Source organism: Pseudomonas sp. GP01-A4 (assembly GCF_058780865.1).
Map to the genome: position 1 here is coordinate 1 of NZ_JBYSWF010000025.1, position 19,446 is coordinate 19,446.

At 59.5% G+C, this 19,446-nt stretch carries 18 protein-coding genes and 1 tRNA gene; 6 read left to right on the plus strand and 13 right to left on the minus strand.

Annotation, left to right across the window (positions count from 1 at the left end):
- Positions 1 to 128: 128 nt before the first annotated feature.
- The 3 genes from nadA to AC3WKX_RS15985 form a co-directional block, all read right to left on the minus strand.
- Positions 129 to 1,187 (minus strand): quinolinate synthase NadA, encoded by a 1,059-nt coding sequence (gene nadA, locus AC3WKX_RS15975; RefSeq protein ID WP_003209852.1) that lies wholly within the window; start codon positions 1,185 to 1,187, stop codon positions 129 to 131.
- Positions 1,188 to 1,406: 219 nt separating this feature from the next.
- Positions 1,407 to 2,978 (minus strand): lactate dehydrogenase, encoded by a 1,572-nt coding sequence (locus AC3WKX_RS15980; RefSeq protein ID WP_219736788.1) that lies wholly within the window; start codon positions 2,976 to 2,978, stop codon positions 1,407 to 1,409.
- A gap of 128 nt (positions 2,979 to 3,106) precedes the next feature.
- The gene (locus tag AC3WKX_RS15985) at positions 3,107 to 4,393 is read right to left on the minus strand and encodes an OmpP1/FadL family transporter (RefSeq protein WP_003209847.1); all 1,287 of its coding nucleotides are present in this window, start codon (positions 4,391 to 4,393) and stop codon (positions 3,107 to 3,109) included.
- 359 nt (positions 4,394 to 4,752) lie between these two features.
- Between AC3WKX_RS15985 and AC3WKX_RS15990 the strand changes: the two genes are divergently transcribed.
- Entirely contained in the window at positions 4,753 to 6,711 is a 1,959-nt protein-coding gene (locus AC3WKX_RS15990) for a hybrid sensor histidine kinase/response regulator (RefSeq protein ID WP_087692901.1), read from the plus strand.
- Here AC3WKX_RS15990 and AC3WKX_RS15995 read toward each other — a convergent pair.
- Entirely contained in the window at positions 6,708 to 7,613 is a 906-nt protein-coding gene (locus AC3WKX_RS15995; RefSeq protein WP_003209844.1) for a LysR family transcriptional regulator, read from the minus strand. The genes AC3WKX_RS15990 and AC3WKX_RS15995 overlap by 4 nt on opposite strands.
- Before the next feature lie 107 nt (positions 7,614 to 7,720).
- Here AC3WKX_RS15995 and lldD point away from each other — a divergent pair, with 107 nt between their 5' ends.
- From lldD to pstB, 5 genes are all read left to right on the plus strand, one after another.
- Positions 7,721 to 8,863, plus strand: a complete 1,143-nt coding sequence (lldD, locus tag AC3WKX_RS16000; protein WP_003209842.1) for an FMN-dependent L-lactate dehydrogenase LldD — start codon at positions 7,721 to 7,723, stop codon at positions 8,861 to 8,863.
- 169 nt (positions 8,864 to 9,032) lie between these two features.
- Positions 9,033 to 10,049 (plus strand): phosphate ABC transporter substrate-binding protein PstS, encoded by a 1,017-nt coding sequence (gene pstS / locus AC3WKX_RS16005; RefSeq protein WP_003209841.1) that lies wholly within the window; start codon positions 9,033 to 9,035, stop codon positions 10,047 to 10,049.
- A gap of 66 nt (positions 10,050 to 10,115) precedes the next feature.
- Positions 10,116 to 11,111: a phosphate ABC transporter permease subunit PstC gene (pstC, locus tag AC3WKX_RS16010; RefSeq protein WP_087692899.1), complete on the plus strand. Its 996-nt coding sequence runs from the start codon at positions 10,116 to 10,118 to the stop codon at positions 11,109 to 11,111.
- Positions 11,108 to 11,980: a phosphate ABC transporter permease PstA gene (gene pstA, locus AC3WKX_RS16015; RefSeq protein ID WP_102606169.1), complete on the plus strand. Its 873-nt coding sequence runs from the start codon at positions 11,108 to 11,110 to the stop codon at positions 11,978 to 11,980. The genes pstC and pstA overlap by 4 nt, the downstream gene beginning before the upstream one ends.
- Positions 11,980 to 12,759 (plus strand): phosphate ABC transporter ATP-binding protein PstB, encoded by a 780-nt coding sequence (gene pstB, locus AC3WKX_RS16020; protein ID WP_003209835.1) that lies wholly within the window; start codon positions 11,980 to 11,982, stop codon positions 12,757 to 12,759. Before pstA ends, pstB begins: the two co-directional genes overlap by 1 nt.
- A 118-nt stretch (positions 12,760 to 12,877) precedes the next feature.
- On the opposite strand, the gene AC3WKX_RS16025 is transcribed toward pstB, so the two are convergent.
- The 9 genes from AC3WKX_RS16025 to tolQ all read right to left on the minus strand — a co-directional run bounded on the left by AC3WKX_RS16025 (position 12,878) and on the right by tolQ (position 19,446).
- Positions 12,878 to 12,953, minus strand: a tRNA-Lys gene (locus AC3WKX_RS16025).
- A gap of 63 nt (positions 12,954 to 13,016) precedes the next feature.
- The gene (gene queC / locus AC3WKX_RS16030; RefSeq protein WP_043225928.1) at positions 13,017 to 13,694 is read right to left on the minus strand and encodes a 7-cyano-7-deazaguanine synthase QueC; all 678 of its coding nucleotides are present in this window, start codon (positions 13,692 to 13,694) and stop codon (positions 13,017 to 13,019) included.
- Position 13,695: 1 nt separating this feature from the next.
- A complete protein-coding gene (queE, locus tag AC3WKX_RS16035) occupies positions 13,696 to 14,343 on the minus strand; it encodes a 7-carboxy-7-deazaguanine synthase QueE (protein WP_087692898.1) in 648 nt (215 codons plus the stop codon).
- A gap of 164 nt (positions 14,344 to 14,507) precedes the next feature.
- Positions 14,508 to 15,341, minus strand: a complete 834-nt coding sequence (gene ybgF, locus AC3WKX_RS16040; protein WP_023659229.1) for a tol-pal system protein YbgF — start codon at positions 15,339 to 15,341, stop codon at positions 14,508 to 14,510.
- 6 nt (positions 15,342 to 15,347) lie between these two features.
- Positions 15,348 to 15,848, minus strand: coding sequence for a peptidoglycan-associated lipoprotein Pal (pal, locus tag AC3WKX_RS16045; RefSeq protein WP_003209827.1), 501 nt, complete (start codon positions 15,846 to 15,848; stop codon positions 15,348 to 15,350).
- Positions 15,849 to 15,903: 55 nt separating this feature from the next.
- Positions 15,904 to 17,184 carry a Tol-Pal system beta propeller repeat protein TolB gene (gene tolB / locus AC3WKX_RS16050; RefSeq protein WP_032868196.1) on the minus strand — a complete coding sequence of 427 codons (1,281 nt, stop codon included), beginning with the start codon at positions 17,182 to 17,184 and terminating at the stop codon, positions 15,904 to 15,906.
- Between the two features lie 17 nt (positions 17,185 to 17,201).
- The gene (gene tolA, locus AC3WKX_RS16055) at positions 17,202 to 18,275 is read right to left on the minus strand and encodes a cell envelope integrity protein TolA (protein WP_003209823.1); all 1,074 of its coding nucleotides are present in this window, start codon (positions 18,273 to 18,275) and stop codon (positions 17,202 to 17,204) included.
- The gene (tolR, locus tag AC3WKX_RS16060; RefSeq protein WP_161635741.1) at positions 18,275 to 18,727 is read right to left on the minus strand and encodes a protein TolR; all 453 of its coding nucleotides are present in this window, start codon (positions 18,725 to 18,727) and stop codon (positions 18,275 to 18,277) included. The genes tolA and tolR overlap by 1 nt, the downstream gene beginning before the upstream one ends.
- 23 nt (positions 18,728 to 18,750) lie before the next feature.
- A complete protein-coding gene (tolQ, locus tag AC3WKX_RS16065) occupies positions 18,751 to 19,446 on the minus strand; it encodes a protein TolQ (RefSeq protein WP_003209819.1) in 696 nt (231 codons plus the stop codon).

Here is a 19,446-nt window from a genome sequence, read left to right on the forward strand (position 1 = left end):
CGAGTGGTGGGGCAAAGACCTTTTGGTTACTTTTGGGGCGTTTGCCAAAAGTGACCCGCTGTAAGAGCGGAACCATAGGTGGCCGTTACCGCAGCAATGGATATGTACACAAACCAACCCACCGCAAATCAAGCATTCCCCGCCAACCTCAACCGAGCCGCCTGAGTAAAATCCAACATCCGCTTCAGCGGTCTAACCGCCTGCGGAATCACCGAAGGCTCAACAAAAATCTCATTACTCCCCTCACGCAAGCACTGCAGCGTGCGCTCCAGGGTATTCATCGCCATCCACGGGCAATGCGCACAACTGCGACACGCCGCCCCATTCCCCGCCGTCGGCGCCTCGACAAACACCTTGTCCGGGCACAGCTGCTGCATCTTGTAGAAAATGCCGCGGTCGGTGGCCACGATAAACGTCTTGTTCGGCAACCGCTGCGCCGCCGCAATCAACTGGCTGGTAGACCCCACCGCATCCGCCAACTCAATCACCGAAGTGGGCGACTCCGGGTGCACCAGAATCGCCGCGTCCGGGTACAACGCCTTCATGTCCTCCAACTGCTTGGACTTGAACTCCTCGTGCACGATGCACGCACCATCCCACAGCAACATGTCTGCACCCGTCTGACGCTGGATATAGGTGCCCAGGTGCTTGTCCGGCCCCCAGATAATCGTCTCGCCGTTATCCATCAGGCTTTCGACAATCTCCAGCGCACAACTGGAAGTCACCACCCAATCAGCACGGGCTTTCACCGCCGCCGACGTGTTGGCATATACCACCACCGTGCGCTCAGGGTGCTGATCACAGAATGCCGAGAACTCATCCACCGGGCAGCCAAGGTCCAGAGAGCACGTGGCTTCCAGTGTCGGCATCAGGATGCGTTTTTCAGGCGTGAGGATCTTGGCCGTCTCCCCCATGAATCGCACGCCCGCCACCAATACGGTCTTGGCCGGGTGCGCCGCGCCGAAGCGGGCCATTTCCAGGGAGTCGGACACACAACCACCGGTTTCTTCGGCCAGGGCCTGAATCACCGGGTCGCAGTAGAAGTGTGCCACCAGCACCGCGTCCTGAGCCTTGAGCTCGGCGGCGATGGCGGCGCGGTAGCCCGCCTCTTCTTCGGCGCTCAGCACCTTGGGCTGCTTGGCGTCGAGGTGGGCTTGGACCAGAAGGCGTTCGGAAATTTGCGTCATGTTCGCAAGACCTGCAGGCGCAGTTGCGCGAAAGTCGAGTGTACCACCGGCTCTGGAGCCTTTCGGGCGCCGCCGGACGAAGTGATTGTGTTCATCAAGCACGGTGAAGCTGCGCAAGGCTACAGAATATCGAATGGTTTCAAAAGCCTAATCTGGGATTCGGCCAGGCATGAAAAAGGGAAACCCGGCCAGGGGTTTCCCTTTTTTACAACGACCGGTTTAACCGGGCAAAGCGGACGGATCGTCTTGCAGCAACGCCCACTGATGCATGTTCGCCAGGGCATCCTTCAGGATGGTTTCATCGGCGCCCTTGGCACTCTTGCCTTCCCGCGCCGCATATTCCAGCAGTACCAGGTAGTCGCGATGGCTGGTGGCCTCGTTCGGTACCACGCTGTCTTTAACCAGTCGAGCCATCTCGTATCGCTGGGTGCGGGTGTTCTGACTGGCGCTTTGGTCCACGGAGGCGTTGGTCAGGAAGCCATCCTTGTAGGTGATGTTCGCCGCACTGCTGGCCTTGTCGTCGACCTGCACATAGAGGTAGTTCTGCGACTCGCGCCTGGTATCGAAAGCCGGCGGCTTCCCGCCATCCAGGCCCTGATGGAAACTGGCCTTGAGGCTTGATCGCTGGACCTGATCGATCGTGCGATTGGAAAGGTCATTGCCGCCGATGCGCGTTTTCTGGGAAATCCCATAGGCAAACGTATCGGTTTCTCCTGGGCGCGCCGGGTTGGGGGAGCTGGCCGCCTGGCTGATGGAGGCCTTGAAATCCGCCAGGCCCGTCAGCAGGCCTTGATCTGCCGCGCTGCGGGTCAGCGGCGCAGGCGCTTTGGCGCCCTGCGGGTAGTTGCTGTTCATGGCGCTAAACGCATCCTTGAACATCGCCATCAGGTCAGCATCGGCCTTGCCCCGCGCCTGGGCCTTGTCGAACTGGGCCAGGTAGCTTTTCAGCGCGATTGCCTGTTGCTTGGCGTTACCGAGGATGCCGGCGTTCTTCAGGTCGACCGAGAGATTCACTTCCCCCGCCGGGCTACTCATGCGCGTGGTGCGGCCCTGGCTGTCCGCATGGAATGCAAGCGTGAGGTCGTCAGTATTGCTCACTTTCAATTTGCCGCTGAGGTCCACCGAAGCCAATACGCTGGAATCAAACTGCGTCAGCTTGCTCAGCTCGAGTTTCGGCGGCTGGGCGGCCAGGCCGTCGATCGCGTCTTGGAAGGCTTCGCCCAACTTGGCGACTTCCTTGAGTTCGGCGGCGCTGAGGGCGCCACCGTCCACCTTCGCCTGCACGGCCAGGCCTGCGGACTGGCTGGCCAGGCTGAAGGTGACGGTCTTGCCGCTGGCCGTCTTGACGGTCAGGCTGACCAGGTTGTCGGCCTTGCTGTGCAGCAGCGCCTGTTGAACCTTGAGTTCGGCGGGGCTTTGGGTCCTGGAAGAGCTGGTGCTCAGCGCCGACTGGGAAATGTCGGTACCGCTCTTCGCAAATTGCTCGATCAGGGTAGCGCCCAGGCCGCTGAAGCCTGTGCCTCTGGGCAGTGCAGGGAAATTCGTGCTGATCGCTTTGGTAACCGCATCGTCGCTGCCACTTTCCCAGGCATTGATCGGCCCATGGCCGGGCAATTGGCCGTTGCGGGAATACGTCTCGGCTTGAACGTCTACCGTGACATTGCCAAGGCTGACCACCGAGGAAGGTCGCACGGCAGCGGCGTCCGTTTCTGGCGCCTGCGTAGCTGGCGGGTTAACGGCGGGTCGATTGGTAAGGGCGATGGCGGAGCTGATCGGCGAAAGCCTAGTCATGACGATCCCTGTCTTGAACTGGATTGCAGCCAATTTAACCAAGACAGGGAAGGTTTGGTAGCACGATTGATACAATTGCTAGCAAAGAGCCATGTCAGAAAACTGACTCTTTGCCCTCTTCCGGTGCATCAGAAGCGGTAAGTCACCGAACCGCCGAAACCGTTGGCGCTGTTTTCATACTTGGCGTCGTAGGTCAGCGCCAGTTGCGGATTATTGTCGCGGACCTTGATCGGCTCTTCTTTCAGGTAGGAATAAGCGACGTCGAAGGTCAGGTTATCCACTGGCGTCCAGCCGGCGCCCAAGCTGAACACCGTGCGATCGCCCGTAGGAATACGTACGGACCGGTCGGTGTTGTTGGTGGGCGTCTGGTCCACCGAAAAGCCGGTACGCAGCACCAGTTGCTTGTTCAACTGGTACGACAGGCCGATGGCGTGAGACCAGGTGTCATGCCAGTGCTGTTCTTCGGTGATGGAGTTCAGGCCGGCCAGTTCGGTGGCGAGGTCAGAGACGCCACTGTTGTTGATCGTAATCTTCTTCAACTGGCTCCAGCGGGTGTAGGTGCTGCCGACGTACAGGGTCCAGTCATCGTTGAGTTTATGGGTGACCGAGAAGTCCACGGACGACGGCGTGGTGACATCCAGCTTGGCGTCATACCGCTGCGGGCCGCCATCCACCAGGTCGGTGAGCACCCCCGAGGCGTTGGTTTTGCCCGACAGGTGATACACAACCTGCGAGTGGTAGGTCACACCAATGCGCGTGCTTTCAATCGGCTGCACCAGGATACCGGCGTTGAAACCGGTGGCGGTGTCGTCGCCCTTGACCTTTACGTTTTCCGTGCCGAGGCCAAATGCCGGGACCTTGGAGTCCAGTTCGCCACTGATACGGTTGAAGGTCGGACCGAAGCCCACCGAAACCTTGTCGTTGAAGGCATAGCTGACGGTTGGCTGCACGGTGATGACTTGAACCTTGCTTTTGTTGCCAAAGCCATTGCCCTGGAAGCTGTGTTCATAGTCGGTCACGAGGCCGAACGGCGCGTAGATTCCCAGGCCAAACGCCCAGTGTTCATCAATCGGCGTCACCAGGTAGCCCATCGGTACGGCGATGCCGGGGACCATATCGCCTTTGTTGGTGCCGGGGTTGTCCACGCCACCTTGGCTGGAGCTGGCATCCTTGATGTTCGACTTGGCATCCAGGTAGGTCGCCCCGATGCTCACTTCATTCTGCTTGAGGCGAGACATGCCCGCCGGGTTGCCGAACACCGTGCTGGCGTCATCCGCGGAGGAGGAACGCCCGGCGTAACCGGTCCCCATTGAACTGATGCTTTGTTCGTTGAGGGCAAAACCACCGGCAAACAAGGAAGTGGAGGCAAGGGAAATCGACAGCGCCAAAGCGCTCTTGAAGAGTTTTTTATTCATTATTAGAACTCGAATTATTGGGCAGCGAGAGGAAGCTACCAATCTTCGAGCGGGCAAATTATGAAGAGTTTTTCATGCGCAAAATTGTCCGACAATCCTATTTTTTTCAAAGACTTCGACGGTTTTTCCAGCACTTATTCAGACCCCGGAACCTGAATATGACTGACGGGTTTTAATCTCGCCGTCACGCTTGGAGCATGCCGGATTGCCTGCCATCGAATAAGCGTGAAGGCGCTGGTGATATAAGTGTCGCAATGACATGATGACGGCCATTTAACACGCGTGGCAGCACTCAAATGAATAGCACTATCGGGACGGGGCCTGAGACAAACAGCCCACCTGAATCTGGCGAGAGTGATTTGTCCGCCGCGGGCCTCAACCACAGCGAAGCCTTCACCGAACGCGTGCTTGCCAGCATCAACGATTGCATCAAGGTGCTGGACCTCGACGCCCGCCTGACCTTTATGAGCGAAGGCGGCAAGCAGATCATGGAAGTCAGCGACTTCAATGCGATCCGCGGCTGCCCCTGGCCCGACTTCTGGCACGACCAGGGCAATCTCGATGCCAAGGCTGCCGTTGAGGCCGCCAAGGCCGGTCGCAATGCCAGCTTTGTCGGCGCTGCCCACACCCTGGCCGGCAACCTTAAATGGTGGCACGTGAACGTCAGCCCGATCATGGGCAGTGACGGCCTGCCGGAGAAAATCCTCTGCGTGTCCCGGGACATCACGCCCCTGCGCGAAGCCGAAGAGTCCCTGCGCAAACTCAACGAGTCCCTGGAACAGCGGGTGGTCGAACGCACTCGCGATCGCGACCGTATCTGGCGTCTGTCGCCGGACCTGATGCTGGTGGCACAACTCGACGGTGTGATCTCCGCCGTGAACCCGGCCTGGACACGCATGCTCGGCCACGCCGAAAACGACCTGGTGGGCAGCCAGTTGCTGGCCCTGGTTCACCCCGACGATCTGGCCGTCTCATCCTCTGCGGTCAGCCGTTTGGGCGATGGCAAGAACTTCCCCAATTTCAAGAACCGTTACCGCCACCAGGACGGCAGCTACCGCATGATCGCCTGGACGGCCGTGCCCGACAGCGACTACATCCACGCCGTGGGCCGTGATATCCAGGCTGAGGAAGAAGCCAAGGAAGCCCTGCGACTGTCGGAAGACGCCCTGCGTCAGTCACAGAAACTGGAAGCCATCGGCCAACTCACTGGCGGTGTCGCACATGATTTCAATAACCTGCTGACGGTGATCAAGTCCTGTGCCGACTTGCTCAAGCCACCTGCCCTGAGCGAAGCACGCCGCGTGAAATACGTGGAAGCCATCGCCAGCACGGTCGATCGCGCGGCCCGCCTGACGGCCCAGTTGCTCACATTCGCCCGCCGCCAGGCTTTGCGACCCGAGGTGTTCAACGTCGGCGAAAGTGTAAAGCGGGTGGGCGAGATGATGGACAGCCTGACCGGCTCGCGGGTCAAGGTAAGCATCCAGGTGCCTGACGACGCCTGCTTTATCAACGCCGACGAAAGCCAGTTCGATACCGCGCTGGTCAACATGGTGGTGAACGCCAGGGATGCCATGGCCGGCAACGGGCATTTGACCATCACCGTTTCGACGGCAAGCTGGCTACCCTCGGTTCGCGCTCACCCGGTACGTGTCGCCGATTACGTGACCATCGAACTGGCGGACACCGGCTCGGGTATCCCGCCGGAAAAACTCGACGCGATCTTTGAGCCCTTCTACACCACCAAGGGTATCGGCCAGGGCACCGGCCTGGGCTTGTCCCAGGTGTACGGCTTCGCCAAGCAATCAGGCGGGGAAATCCTGGTACAGAGCGAGTGCGGCAGGGGTAGCCAATTTACGCTGTACCTGCCCAAGGTCGAGCCAAGTGCCATGCCGGTACCTCAAGACACCAGCGCTTCGCCCATCATCTCAGGCTTGTGCGTGCTGATGGTCGAGGACAACGCCGATGTGGGCCTGTACACCTCGCAAACCCTGGAACAGATGGGCTTTCACGTGCTGTGGGTGCCGGATGCGAACAGCGCGCTGGAAGCCCTGGCCCCCAACCCAGAAAGCTTCCAGGTGGTGTTCTCGGATATCTCCATGCCCGGCATGAGTGGCCTGGAGTTGCTGGACGCAATCGAAGCCTTGTACCCATGGCTGCCGGTGGTGCTCACCACCGGCTACAACGACGAATACGCGCGTATCGCCCAGGAAGAAGCCAGCCGTTTTGTCTTGCTGCAAAAGCCGTATTCCACCGAGGTGCTGGCCCTGCTGCTGCAAAAAGTCGTCAAGAGCCGCCTGCCCCTGGTCGCACAAGGCTAGACCGCAGGCCGGGTCGTGTCCGGAACATTCCCCATCTCCAGGGCCAGATCCAGCCAGGCCCGCGCCGCCGGTGGCAAGTGCGCCTGTCGCCGCCAAGCCAGGGCGATGTGCCAATCAGTCTGGGGCTCGTCCAGCTGGATCAGGGCGATGCCGGCGTGCAGGTGTTTGTAAGCCAGCATGCTCGGTAGAAACGCGACACCCAGGCCTGCGGCAACCAGGTCGACGATAAAGTCGATCTGGGCACTGCGGGCGGTGATACGCGGGACTACGCCTCTGCGCTCGCAGGCTGTGAGAATGATCCGGTTAAGCGCAAACCCGGCCTCGAACAGAATAAAGGGCGAGTCAGCCAGGTCGGAAAAATCGACGCTTTTACGCCCGGCCAAAGGATGGTCGATCGGCATCACCACCATCAGTGGCTCGACGCGCACATCCTGATATTCAAATTCTCCCGCCACCGGTACCAGCAACGCGGCCAGGTCCACCTCCCCGGCCTCCAGGCATTCGCCCAACTTCTTGCTGCCATGCTCGATCAGCTCGATCTCGATTTCCGGATAACGCTGTCGATACAAGGCAAACATCGCCGCAAACAGCACCCCACTGCCCACCGGCGGCAAGCCGATGCGCAATACACCGCGCTTGAGCCCCAGCAAGTCGTTGATCTCGGCCACCAGGTCACTGCGCTCCGCCAGCAACACCAGCGCTCGGCGGTAGGCAATTTCGCCGGCGGCCGTGAGCTCGCTCTTGTGGCCGATGCGATTGAACAGCGGCGTGCCCAATTCATCTTCCAGAGTCTTGACCGCCTTGCTGACGGTAGACTGGGTGAGCGAAACCACCTCGGCTGCTTGTGAGAAGCTGCCCTGGCGAACTACTTCGACAAAGGCCAGCAACGTACGAAGGTTCATGAGTATTCCGTTTGCGACTTGATTCAAGTTGGAAAAGTTGTTTTTACCATGAAAGGCCTTTGTCTATCCTCACCCCACCGTTTTCTTCACTCGGGGCATCACTGTTCATGATCATTTCGTCTGCATCGGATTACCGCGAAGCCGCCCGCCGCAAACTGCCGCGTTTCCTGTTCGACTACATCGACGGCGGCGCCTACGCCGAACACACCCTCAGGGCCAACAGCTCCGACCTGTCGGATATCAGCCTGCGCCAGCGCATCCTGCGCAACGTCGAAAGCCTGAGCCTTGAAACCACGTTGTTCGACCAGCCATTGGCGATGCCGGTGGTCCTCAGCCCGGTGGGCCTGACCGGCATGTTTGCCCGGCGTGGTGAAGTCCAGGCGGCGAAGGCGGCAGCGAACAAGGGCATTCCGTTTTGCCTGTCGACCGTTTCCGTGTGCCCGATCGAGGAAGTGGCGTCCCAGAGCCCGCAATCGATCTGGTTTCAGCTGTATGTGCTGAAAGACCGCGGCTTCATGAAAAACGCCCTGGAGCGCGCCCAGGCCGCCGGGGTGAAAAACCTCGTGTTCACGGTCGACATGCCCACCCCCGGCGCGCGTTATCGCGACGCCCATTCGGGTATGTCCGGTGCCTACGGGCCGCAACGCCAAATCCTGCAGGCCATGACCAAACCGGCCTGGGCCTTCGATGTGGGCCTGCTGGGTCGCCCCCACGACCTGGGCAACATCTCCAAGTACCTGGGCAAGCCCACCCAACTGAAGGACTACATCGGCTGGCTGGCCAACAACTTCGACCCTTCCATCAGTTGGAAAGACCTGGAGTGGATCCGCGAATTCTGGAAAGGCCCGATGATCATCAAAGGCATCCTCGACCCACAAGATGCCAAGGACGCGGTGAGCTTTGGTGCCGACGGCATCGTCGTATCCAACCACGGCGGGCGCCAGTTGGATGGCGTGCTGTCCACAGCCAAGGCACTGGCGCCTATCGTACAAGCCGTGGGCAGCGATCTGACGGTGCTGGTGGACTCCGGCGTACGCTCGGGGCTGGACGTGGTGCGCATGCTCGCGCTGGGCGCCAAGGGCGTTCTGCTGGGCCGTGCACAGGCTTACGCACTGGCCGCCGACGGGCAGCGTGGCGTGGAGAACCTGCTGGATATCTTCGCCAAGGAAATGCGCGTGGCCATGACGTTGACCGGAGTCACGTCGATCGCCCAGATCGATGAGTCGATCCTGGTGCGCAGCCAGGGTTGATCAGTGCAGCGACCTCGGAGCATCCATTCCGGGGTCGCCCACAGATATTTCTAAATGTTTCTTCATAAAGCCAAACCGTCATTAAACAGACACATTTCAGGAATTAAATCGTCACGTCCCAGGCAGGTGGAGTCCTCCACCTGCCCCCTTCCTTTGAGGTGTCGTCGTGATGTTGCTGACCAAAAAGAGTCTGTCAGTGTTGTTCACTGCCCTGTGCCTGAGTGGTGTCGCTCACGCCACTGACGTCACGGGCGCAGGCTCCAGTTTCGTCTACCCGGTGCTGTCCAAGTGGTCCCAGGAATACAGCAAAAGCTCCAGTGACCGGATCAACTACCAGTCCATCGGCTCCGGTGGTGGTATCGCCCAGATCAAGGCGGCTACCGTGGACTTCGGTGCGTCCGACGCGCCGCTGTCGGCGGATGAACTGAAGGCCGGCGGCCTCGGCCAATTCCCAAGCGTGATTGGCGGCATCGTGCCGGTGATGAACGTCGAGGGCGTTGCAGCTGGCCAGCTGAAACTCGATGGTGATGTGCTGGCGAAGATCTTCCTCGGTGACATCAAGGCCTGGAACGACCCGGCGATTGCCGCCCTCAACCCCGGCTTGAAACTGCCGGGCGCGAATATCACCGTGGTCCACCGCTCGGACGGCTCGGGCACCTCGTACAACTTCACCAACTACCTCTCCAAGGTCAGTGATGGCTGGAAAACCAAAATCGGTTTCGGCACCACCGTGCCGTGGCCGGTCGGTGTGGGCGGCAAGGGTAACGAAGGTGTTTCGGCCTACGTGAAGCAGATCAAGAACTCCATCGGCTTTGTTGAATACGCCTACGCCCTGCAAAACAAGATGACCTACGCCTCACTGAAGAACGCGTCCGGCAAATTCGTCGAGCCCAACGCCAAGGCCTTCCAGGCAGCGGCTGATACTGCCGATTGGGCCAACGCCCATGACTTCAACCTGATCATGACCAACGCACCGGGCGAGAACGCGTGGCCGATCACGGCGACCACCTGGATCATCATGTACAAGCAGGCAAAAAACGCCGAGCAAAGCCAGGCCGCTTTCAACTTCTTCAAATGGTCGTTGGAGAAAGGTCAGCAGCAGGCTGCGGCATTGGACTACGTAGCGTTGCCCGATTCCCTCGTGACCCGGATCGAAGGTTACTGGAAGTCTGACTTCGCCCACTGATCCGCCTCTATAGCCCCCTTCCTCAAGCATGTGCATGCTTGATGGAGGCGGGTGAGCACTTCTGATATGAACGACACCGTGCAATCCCTGGTTATGACTACTCACGCAAGCGACGTGTCGGGTGATAGCCGCGCCGCTCGCGATCAGCGCCACGATCTGTGGTTCAAACGCTCGATGTTCGGGGCCGCGATGCTGGTGCTGCTGCTCTTGGCAAGCATCGCCGCCTCCACCCTGTGGGGCGGTGGCCTGGCCTTCAAGACCTTCGGTTTCGGTTTCATCACCAGCACCGAGTGGGATGCGGTCAACAACCACTTTGGCGCCCTGGTACCGATCTACGGCACCTTGGTCACCTCGTTGCTGGCGTTGCTGATTGCGGTGCCGGTGAGTTTCGGCATCGCGATTTTCCTCACCGAAGTGGCGCCGCCCTGGCTCAGAATGCCGGTCGCCTCCGCCGTTGAATTGCTCGCGGGCATTCCCTCGATTATCTATGGCATGTGGGGCCTGTTTGTTTTCGGGCCCTTTATGGCTGAACACTTGTCACCCTGGATCAACGATTACCTGGGTGCGCTTCCGTTTATTGGATCGCTGTTCCAGGGGCCACCGCTGGGCATCGGGATGCTGACCGCCGGCATCGTGCTGGCGATCATGATCACGCCGTTCATCACGTCGGTGATGCATGAGGTTTTCCGCAGTGTGCCGACTCAATTGAAGGAGTCGGCCTACGCACTGGGCAGTACTACCTGGGAAGTGGTGTGGGACATCGTCCTGCCCTACACCCGTTCGGCAGTGGTCGGCGGGATCTTTCTCGGCCTCGGTCGCGCCCTGGGTGAAACCATGGCCGTGACCTTCGTGCTGGGCAACGCGCAACAGTTCTCCGCCTCGTTGCTGATGCCCAGCAGTTCCATCGCGTCCGTCATCGCCAACGAGTTCAGCGAGGCGTACACCGACCTGCATCGTTCGGCGCTGATCGCCCTGGGCTTCCTGCTGTTTATCGTGACATTCGTGGTGCTGGCACTGGCGCGGCTGATGCTCATGCGCCTGTCCCGCAAGGAGGGCCTATGAGCAGCAACGAACGCCTGTACCGCAAGCGTGCCTTGAAGAACCGGGTGGCCATGCTGCTCAGTTGTGGCGCGACAGTCTTTGGCCTGCTGTGGCTGGCGTGGATTCTGCTGACCACCATCATCAACGGCTTTCAGACGCTCAACCTGCGCCTGTTTACCGAGATGACGCCGCCACCCGGAACAGACGGCGGCCTGGCCAACGCGTTTTATGGCAGCGCCCTGATGTCCGGGATTGCGCTGCTGATTGGCACGCCCATCGGACTGATGGCCGGTATCTGGCTGGCGGAATTCGCACGGCACTCGCGCCTGGGTACCACGGTGCGTTTCATCAACGACATCCTGCTGTCCGCGCCGTCGATCGTGCTGGGCCTGTTCATCTACACCGGGGTGATCCTGCCGCTGAACCTGCTGACCAATCACCAGGTAGGTTTCTCCGCCATTGCCGGTGCCCTGGCGCTGGCCTTGCTGGTGATTCCGGTGGTGGTGCGCACGACCGACGAGATGCTCCAACTGCAACCTTCCACCATGCGCGAGGCGGCCCTGGCCCTGGGCGTACCCCAGTGGAAACTGACGTTGCAGATCGTGTTGAGAGCGGCCAAGGCCGGCGTGGTGACCGGCATCCTGCTGGCGCTGGCGCGGATTACCGGGGAAACCGCGCCGCTGCTGTTCACCGCCTTCGGCAACCAGTTCTGGAGCAGCAACCTGCTCAAGCCGATTGCCAGCGTGCCGGTGGTTATTTTCCAGTACGCCATGAGCCCCTTCGATGACTGGCACTCCCTCGCATGGGCAGGCGCCTTGGTACTGACGATGTTCGTGCTGGTGCTGAGCTTGCTGTCTCGCCTGATTCTTTTGCGCAATAGGTCCCACTGATGCAATCGACCCGCCTTGATCCTGAAAAAACCAAAATCCGTGTCCGTGGATTGGAGTTTTTCTACAACAACCAACGTTCGCTGAAATCCATCGACATCGACATTCCGGAAAAACGCATCACCGCGATCATCGGCCCATCGGGCTGCGGCAAGTCGACCTTGCTGCGGGTGTTCAACCGTATCTACTCGATGTACCCGAAGCAGGAAGCCCGCGGTGAAGTGCTGCTCAATGGCGAAAACATCCTCGCCCCCGGCTACTCGATGAACCGCCTGCGCAGCCACGTCGGGATGGTCTTCCAGAAGCCGGTGCCGTTCCCGATGTCGATCTACGACAACATCGCCTATGCCGTGCGCCACCACGAAAAGCTGTCGCGCCGGGAAATGGATGATCGAGTCGAGCAAGCCTTGCGCGGCGGCGCGCTGTGGGATGAGGTGAAGGACAAACTCAAACAAAGCGCCCAGAGTCTTTCCGGCGGACAACAGCAACGCCTGTGCATCGCCCGCACCATCGCTCTGCGCCCGCAGGTATTGTTGCTGGATGAACCGACCTCGGCGCTCGACCCGATTTCCACCGGGCGCATCGAGCAGTTGATCACCGAGCTGAAAGAGCAATACACGGTGATCATCGTGACCCACAACATGCAGCAGGCCGCCCGGGTGTCGGACAGCACGGCGTTCATGTTCATGGGCGAACTGATTGAGCATGGCAATACGGATGAGATCTTCACCAAGCCGAAGATGAAACAGACCGAGGACTACATCACCGGGCGGTTTGGCTAGCTTTAACAAAAAAGCCGATCACTCTCTGTCGCGAGAGTGATCGGCTTTTTACTGGGCAAAAAAAAACCCGGAAATCCTCACTTGCGTGGGCCTTCCGGATTTTCTAAACCGCCAAAAATGGTGGGTCGTGTGGGATTCGAACCTACGACCAATTGGTTAAAAGCCAACTGCTCTACCAACTGAGCTAACGACCCGCTGTGTGGTGGCGCGTATAATACTGATTTCTAAGGATTATTCAACACCTTATTTAAAATAAATCAGAAATAACGCGTTGGGTCAGTAATTCCGGCCGCTTGGAAGCCCTCTGCACGCAGTCTGCAGCTGTCGCATTTCCCACAAGCGCGACCATCAGTGTCTGCCTGATAGCAGGAAACAGTCAGCGAGTAATCGACGCCAAGTCCTACGCCTGCCTTCACGATATCGGCCTTGCTACGGTTCTGCAGTGGCGCCAGGATGCGAAAGCCCTGCCCTTCTACACCGGCCTTGGTCGCCAGGTTGGCCATGCGCTCGAACGACTCGATGTACTCGGGGCGGCAGTCCGGGTATCCGGCGTAGTCCAGGGCGTTGACGCCGATGAAGATGTCGCGGGCATTGAGCACCTCGGCCCAGCCGAGGGCCAGGGACAGGAAGACCGTGTTGCGTGCCGGCACGTACGTCACCGGAATGCCTTCGCTGGGGCCTTGCGGCACGTCGATGGAGCTGTCGGTCAGCGCCGAGCCACCCATGCCGTCGAGATTCAGGCCGATCACCTTGTGCTCCACCGCGCCCAGGTCTCGGGCGACACGGGCGGCAGCGTTCAGTTCGGCACGGTGACGCTGGCCGTAGTCGAAGCTCATGGTGTAGCAGCTGTAGCCTTCTGCACGGGCCATGGCGACCACGGTCGCGGAGTCGAGGCCGCCGGACAGCAGGATCACCGCACGCTTTTGATCAGTCATCTCAGCGCCCCGGCTCATCGTTCCACAGGTACTTGTGCAGCTGCAGTTGCAGACGCACCGGAAGGTTGTCTGCAACAACCCAGTCGGCCAGGTCGCGAGCATTCAGGTCATGATGGCTGGGGGAAAACAGCACTTCGCCGGCCCGGCGGTCCAGGCCATATTGGATCAGCTTGGAGGTCGCCCAGTCGTAGTCTTCACGGGAACAGATGACGAACTTGACCTGATCGTTGGCCGTCAGCAGCTCAATGTTCTCGTAGCGGTTGCGGTGCACTTCCTTGGAGCCTGGGGTCTTGAGGTCGACGACTCGGCTGACCCGAGGGTCGACTGCAGAGATATCGAGGGCGCCGCTGGTTTCCAGGGACACCTCGTAGCCGGCATCGCACAACTGCCTGAGCAAGGGAATGGCATTGGGCTGTGCCAGTGGCTCGCCACCCGTGACGCAGACATAACGCGGCCGGTAACCGGCCACCTGCTCAAGGATGTCTTCAAGGGTGCGCACGGTGCCGCCGCTGAAGGCGTAGGCGCTGTCGCAGTACTGGCAACGCAGCGGGCAACCGGTGAGGCGCACAAATACAGTGGGCAGCCCGGCAGTGCGCGTTTCACCCTGCAACGAGTAAAAAACTTCGGTGATACGTAATGTGTCTTGCATAGTCGCCACGGGCGTAACAGCTAAACAGGCTGTCCGCCTCCGTCAGGCACTTCGAGGAATTCCGCCAACGCGTAAACCCCAGGAAGCGTGTTTCATAAAAGGGCGTGGATTCTAACGAAAAAACCCGCGCAGGGCGCGGGTTTCTTCTGAACGGGTTGCGACGCTTACATGCGTTGCAGATCCCGCTGAGCCAACTGGGCCGCAGAGGTACCCGGATATTGGGCCACCACCTGCTGCAGAATGCCTTTGACCTTGTCGGTATGACCCAGGCGGCGTTCTACGTCAGCCAGTTTGTACAGCGAATCCGGCACCTTGGCGTGCTTGGGGTACAGCTGGCTGACCTTGGCAAATGCCTGGCCTGCGCCCTGCAGATCACCCTTGGCCAGGTTCACCTCACCCAACCAGTACTGGGCGTTGCCCGCGTACTGGCTGTTCGGGTATTTGCGCAGGAATGCGGTAAAAGCCTGGCTGGCCTTATCGAAATCCTTGGCTTTGATCAGGTCGAAGGCTGCATCGTAATACAGCTTTTCCTTCGCCGGATCACCCGGTTCGCTGCTGGCGGCAGGGGCTTGGCTCGCAGCCGCGGCCCCTGCCGCTGCACCACCGGCGGCGCTTGCGGCGCCACCGGCAGAAGAATTATCAGGAGTGGCGGCTGGTGTAACGCCGGCTCCAATGCGTCGATCAAGATCCTGGTAACGCTCCAGGCCTTCTTGCTTCAGCTGGTTCACTTGATTCTGCAGAACCTCAATCGTGCCTTGTTGCTGCGACAATTGATCCTGCATGCGTTGCAGCTGGTTGAACAGTTCGCCCTGTGCCGAAGGCGCGGCAGTTGCCGCGCCCCCGGCATAGGCGCCGTTCGTGCCATAACCCGCTGGCGGATAACTGCTCCCGCTATTGTTATAGCCAGAGTTGCTATCTTCCACAGGAACCGCAGCCCACACCGCAAGCGGTGCCAGGCTGAGAGCCAATACAGTTAGAGCACGACGGCACGTTCGCATGACGAATTACTTACGCAGTTCGACGCGACGGTTTTGAGCCCAGGACTGCTCGTCGTGGCCAGTAGCAACTGGACGCTCTTTACCGTAGGAAACCAGTTCCAGTTGGCCTGGAGCAACACCTTGCAGAACCAGGTAGCGCTGAACGGCTTTCGCACGACGCTCGCCCAGTGCCATGTTGTACTCACGAGTACCACGTTCGTCGGTGTTACCTTCCAGAACAACGCGAGCGCCGTTAGCTTTCAGGTCCTTCGCGTGAACGTCCAGAGCGCGCATGGCTTCTGGTTTCAGGTCCGAACTGTCGTATTCGAAGTAGAAAGTGGTGATAGCGCGCAGAGCAGCTTCTTCGCTCAGGGAGCCGTCAACTGCACCAGTGTTAGCGCCGTAACCAGCGTTTGGATCAACAGCTGCGCCTTCACCGGCATTGTCGCCGCCTTTAGACGAGCAACCAACGGCTACGGACAGAGCCAGAGCCAGAGCAGCAAACTTACCAAACTTCAGCATTTCCATCGTGAAACTCCTAATGAACCCCAGTGTGTTAAGTACTTCTTTTTGTAGCGCCGCGTCAGTTCAGGTAAGGGGACCAGGACGGTTCTCTGACTTCGCCTTGAGCGGTAGGAAGCGGGAGCCTTACGCGTCCATTAATGGACACGAGCATCAAGACTCCCCGGCCCTGCTGGCGGGTGGCGTAGATTACCATGGTGCCGTTGGGCGCAACAGTAGCTGACTCATCAAGGTTGGTATCTGTAAGGATTTTTACGGTTCCACGCTGCAAATCCTGGGCCGCAACCCGGAAATTAGTGAAACCATCCTGACGGTGAATCATCACCAACGTCTTTTCATCAGCCGAAAGCTTAGGTGCAGCGTTGTAGTTACCAATAAAGGTCACTCGTTCGGCGCCGCCGCCGTTGACGCTGGTTTTGTAGACTTGCGGCTTGCCGCCACGGTCGGAGGTGAAGTAGATGGTCGAGCCATCCTTGCCCCAGAACGGTTCGGTGTTGATACCCGGGCCGCTGGTAACACGGCTCAGTTGGCGCGAAGCCATGTTCATCACGTAGATGTCCGGGTTGCCATCTTTGGACAGCACGAATGCCAGGCGCGAACCATCCGGCGACCAGGCTGGCGCGCCATTCAGGCCTTCGAAGTTGGTGATCTGCTCACGGCGACCGGTATCGATGTGCTGGACGAAGATCCGTGGACGCTTCTGTTCAAAGGACACGTAGGCGATACGCTTGCCATCTGGCGCGAAACGCGGCGACAGGATCGGCTCACGGGATTGCAGCAGCGTCACTGCACGCGCGCCGTCATAGTCGGAACGCTGCAAAGTGTAACGAGTGTTGTCTACCGAAAAACGCTCGGCCGTTACATAGAGCAAGCGCGTGGAGAAGGCACCCTTGATCCCGGTCAGTTTTTCAAACGACTGGTCGGAGATGTAGTGCGCCATGTCCCGCAGCTGATCCGTGGTGCCCGACACGCTGCCGGTCAGCACTTGCTGCTCGGTCGCGACGTTGAACAGGGTGTACTGGATCTGCAGGCGACCGCCGGCGGGCGTGATGCTGCCCACCATCAGGTACTGGGCGTTCAGCGCTTTCCAGTCACGGAAGATGACTTCGCTGGCCTGGGTAGGCTGGCTGATCATGTTGCCTTTGTCGATCGGTGCGTAGTAGCCGGAGTTGCGCAGGTCATCGCTGATGATCTGCGACATGTCGTCCGGCAGCACGCTGCCGCCCTGCCAGCCAAACGGCACAACGGCGATCGGGGTGGCCCGATCGCTACCGCTGGTGACCAGGATGTTCTTTTCATCCGCCGCCGCTATCCCTGCCATGCAGCAAATAACGACAAGCATTCCTCGAAGAAGGTTTCTCACAAGGCTAGATCCTCAGGTGTGAATGTCATCTTGAATGAACGGTAGGGAGCGAAGTCGCTTGGTTTCATTCCCTGCATCTCGGTCAACCGGCCAATGTTCTTGACCGCTGCTACCGCCGAACTGTCGAACGAACCGTCGCCACTGGACTTGGCCACGCTGACCGAAGTCACCGTACCGTCCGGCAACATGCCGATCTGCAGCACTACTGTCATGCCTTTACGTGCCGAAGGAGGACGGGTCCACCCTTCCGCTGCCCGTGAACGAATCAGGTCGTCGAAACTGCCCGCGACTTCATCACCACGTTCATCGGCCAAGGCTTGCTGGCGCTGCGGCGTGTCGGAAAGCAAATCGGCCAAGGCCTGGGCCTTTTTGTCTTCGGTCGATTTACGCGCTGCTTCCTGGGCCTTTTTCTTGGAGGCATCGGCGGCAGCTTTCTTCTTCGCATCGTCGGCGATCTTCTTCTTCGCCTCGTCAGCTTCAGCTTTCTTCTTGGCGTCGTCCGCGGCTTTCTTCTTCGCGTCTTCGACTATCTTTTTCTTCGCGTCTTCAGCGGCCTTTTTCTTGGCCTCTTCTTCGGCAGCCTTCTTGGCTTCTTCTTCAGATTTCTTCTTGGCTATATCAGCCAATTGTTTCTCTTCAGCCTTCTTGGCTTCGGCAGCTTTATCGGCTTTCTTGGCTTCATCAGCCTTTTGCGCCTCTGCAGCTTTCTTCGCCTCGTCAGCCTTTTTCGATTCCTCGGCCTTTTGAGCCGCCTCTTCTTTCTTTTGTTCCGCAGCAGCCTTCACCGCTTCCTGCTCGACCTTCTTCTGTTCCATCTGCTCGACTTCAGTCTGGCGCGCAGCCGACTTCTGGGCCTCACCCGCAATCTTCTGATTGGTCTGGGTGGTGGCCTGGCTTTTCGATTTCAGCTGATACAGGGTCGCCTGCACGATCGGCTTGGCTGGCGGCAGGTCCGGGGTCATGGCAAAGCTGACGAACAGCATGCCAAACACCAGGACGTGCAGGGCAATTGCCCAGACGCTAGGCCAGAAGTAGCTTTCCGAGGCGGACGGCTCTCGCTGTTGGTGCATCAGGGCGCCTCGGTAATCAAGCCAACATTACCGACCCCGGCCTTCTGCAGCCCGCCCATGGCGCCCATGACGGAGCCGTAGTCGACGACCTTGTCGCCGCGAATGAACACCTGGGTGTGCTTGCCACCTTCGTTGCCGGCGCGAATGATCTTGGTCACGGCATCAGTCATCTGCGGCAAGGTCATGGCCTTGTCCTGCTGTTTCTGAGTGTCAACTTCGCTGCCAAGGTTCCAGTAATAGGTCTTGTCAGCCTTGATCGAAATGGTCAGGACCTGGGTGTTGTTGTCCTGCGGCAAGGCTTCGCTGGAAACCTTGGGCAGATCAACCTTCACGCCCTGATTGAGCATCGGCGCGGTCACCATGAAGATAACCAGCAGCACCAGCATCACGTCGATGTAAGGCACTACGTTCATCTCGGCGACCGGCTTGCGCTTTTTGCGAGCTCGAGCGATTAAAGCCATTGGGAATTACCTGCTTATTCTTCGCTGGTGTGCACTTTACGGTGCAGGATCGCCTGGAATTCATCGGCGAAGGTGTAGTAACGGCTGATCAAGGTTTCGCCACGAGCGGCAAAACGGTTGTAGGCGATTACTGCGGGAATAGCTGCGAACAGGCCGATGGCGGTGGCGATCAGCGCTTCGGCGATACCCGGGGCCACGGTGGCCAGGGTCGCTTGCTGGGCCTGGGCCAGGCCGCGGAAGGAGTTCATGATCCCCCATACGGTACCGAACAGGCCGATATACGGGCTGACGGAACCTACGGTGGCGAGGAACGGCAGGCTTTGCTCAAGCTTTTCTTCTTCGCGGGAGATGGCGACGCGCATGGCACGGGCCACACCTTCCATGACCGCTTCCGGGTCAACGCCTGGCTGCTGGCGCAGACGGGAGAATTCCTTGAAGCCGGCGCGGAAGATCTGCTCGACGCCCGAATCCGGGTCCGGGTTGCTGCCCGCCTGGCGGTACAGCTTGGACAGGTCGATACCCGACCAGAAGCGCTCTTCGAAGCTCTCCAGGGCACGTCGACCAGCACGCAGCAGGTTGCTGCGCTGAAAAATCATGACCCAAGAGGTAACCGATGCGGCTACCAGGACCAGCATCACCAGTTGAACCACGACACTGGCATTGCTGACCAGGCTCCACATGGAGGAATGGTCGACGACGGTAGGTTCCAC

Bases quoted from the DNA above. Each gene is read 5' to 3' on its own strand.
- nadA (WP_003209852.1), bottom strand. From the start codon at position 1,187: ATGACGCAAATTTCCGAACGCCTTCTGGTCCAAGCCCACCTCGACGCC.
- AC3WKX_RS15980 (WP_219736788.1), bottom strand. From the start codon at position 2,978: ATGACTAGGCTTTCGCCGATCAGCTCCGCCATCGCCCTTACCAATCGA.
- AC3WKX_RS15985 (WP_003209847.1), bottom strand. From the start codon at position 4,393: ATGAATAAAAAACTCTTCAAGAGCGCTTTGGCGCTGTCGATTTCCCTT.
- AC3WKX_RS15995 (WP_003209844.1), bottom strand. From the start codon at position 7,613: ATGAACCTTCGTACGTTGCTGGCCTTTGTCGAAGTAGTTCGCCAGGGC.
- lldD (WP_003209842.1), top strand. From the start codon at position 7,721: ATGATCATTTCGTCTGCATCGGATTACCGCGAAGCCGCCCGCCGCAAA.
- pstS (WP_003209841.1), top strand. From the start codon at position 9,033: ATGTTGCTGACCAAAAAGAGTCTGTCAGTGTTGTTCACTGCCCTGTGC.
- pstC (WP_087692899.1), top strand. From the start codon at position 10,116: ATGAACGACACCGTGCAATCCCTGGTTATGACTACTCACGCAAGCGAC.
- pstA (WP_102606169.1), top strand. From the start codon at position 11,108: ATGAGCAGCAACGAACGCCTGTACCGCAAGCGTGCCTTGAAGAACCGG.
- pstB (WP_003209835.1), top strand. From the start codon at position 11,980: ATGCAATCGACCCGCCTTGATCCTGAAAAAACCAAAATCCGTGTCCGT.
- queC (WP_043225928.1), bottom strand. From the start codon at position 13,694: ATGACTGATCAAAAGCGTGCGGTGATCCTGCTGTCCGGCGGCCTCGAC.
- queE (WP_087692898.1), bottom strand. From the start codon at position 14,343: ATGCAAGACACATTACGTATCACCGAAGTTTTTTACTCGTTGCAGGGT.
- ybgF (WP_023659229.1), bottom strand. From the start codon at position 15,341: ATGCGAACGTGCCGTCGTGCTCTAACTGTATTGGCTCTCAGCCTGGCA.
- pal (WP_003209827.1), bottom strand. From the start codon at position 15,848: ATGGAAATGCTGAAGTTTGGTAAGTTTGCTGCTCTGGCTCTGGCTCTG.
- tolB (WP_032868196.1), bottom strand. From the start codon at position 17,184: ATGCTTGTCGTTATTTGCTGCATGGCAGGGATAGCGGCGGCGGATGAA.
- tolA (WP_003209823.1), bottom strand. From the start codon at position 18,275: ATGCACCAACAGCGAGAGCCGTCCGCCTCGGAAAGCTACTTCTGGCCT.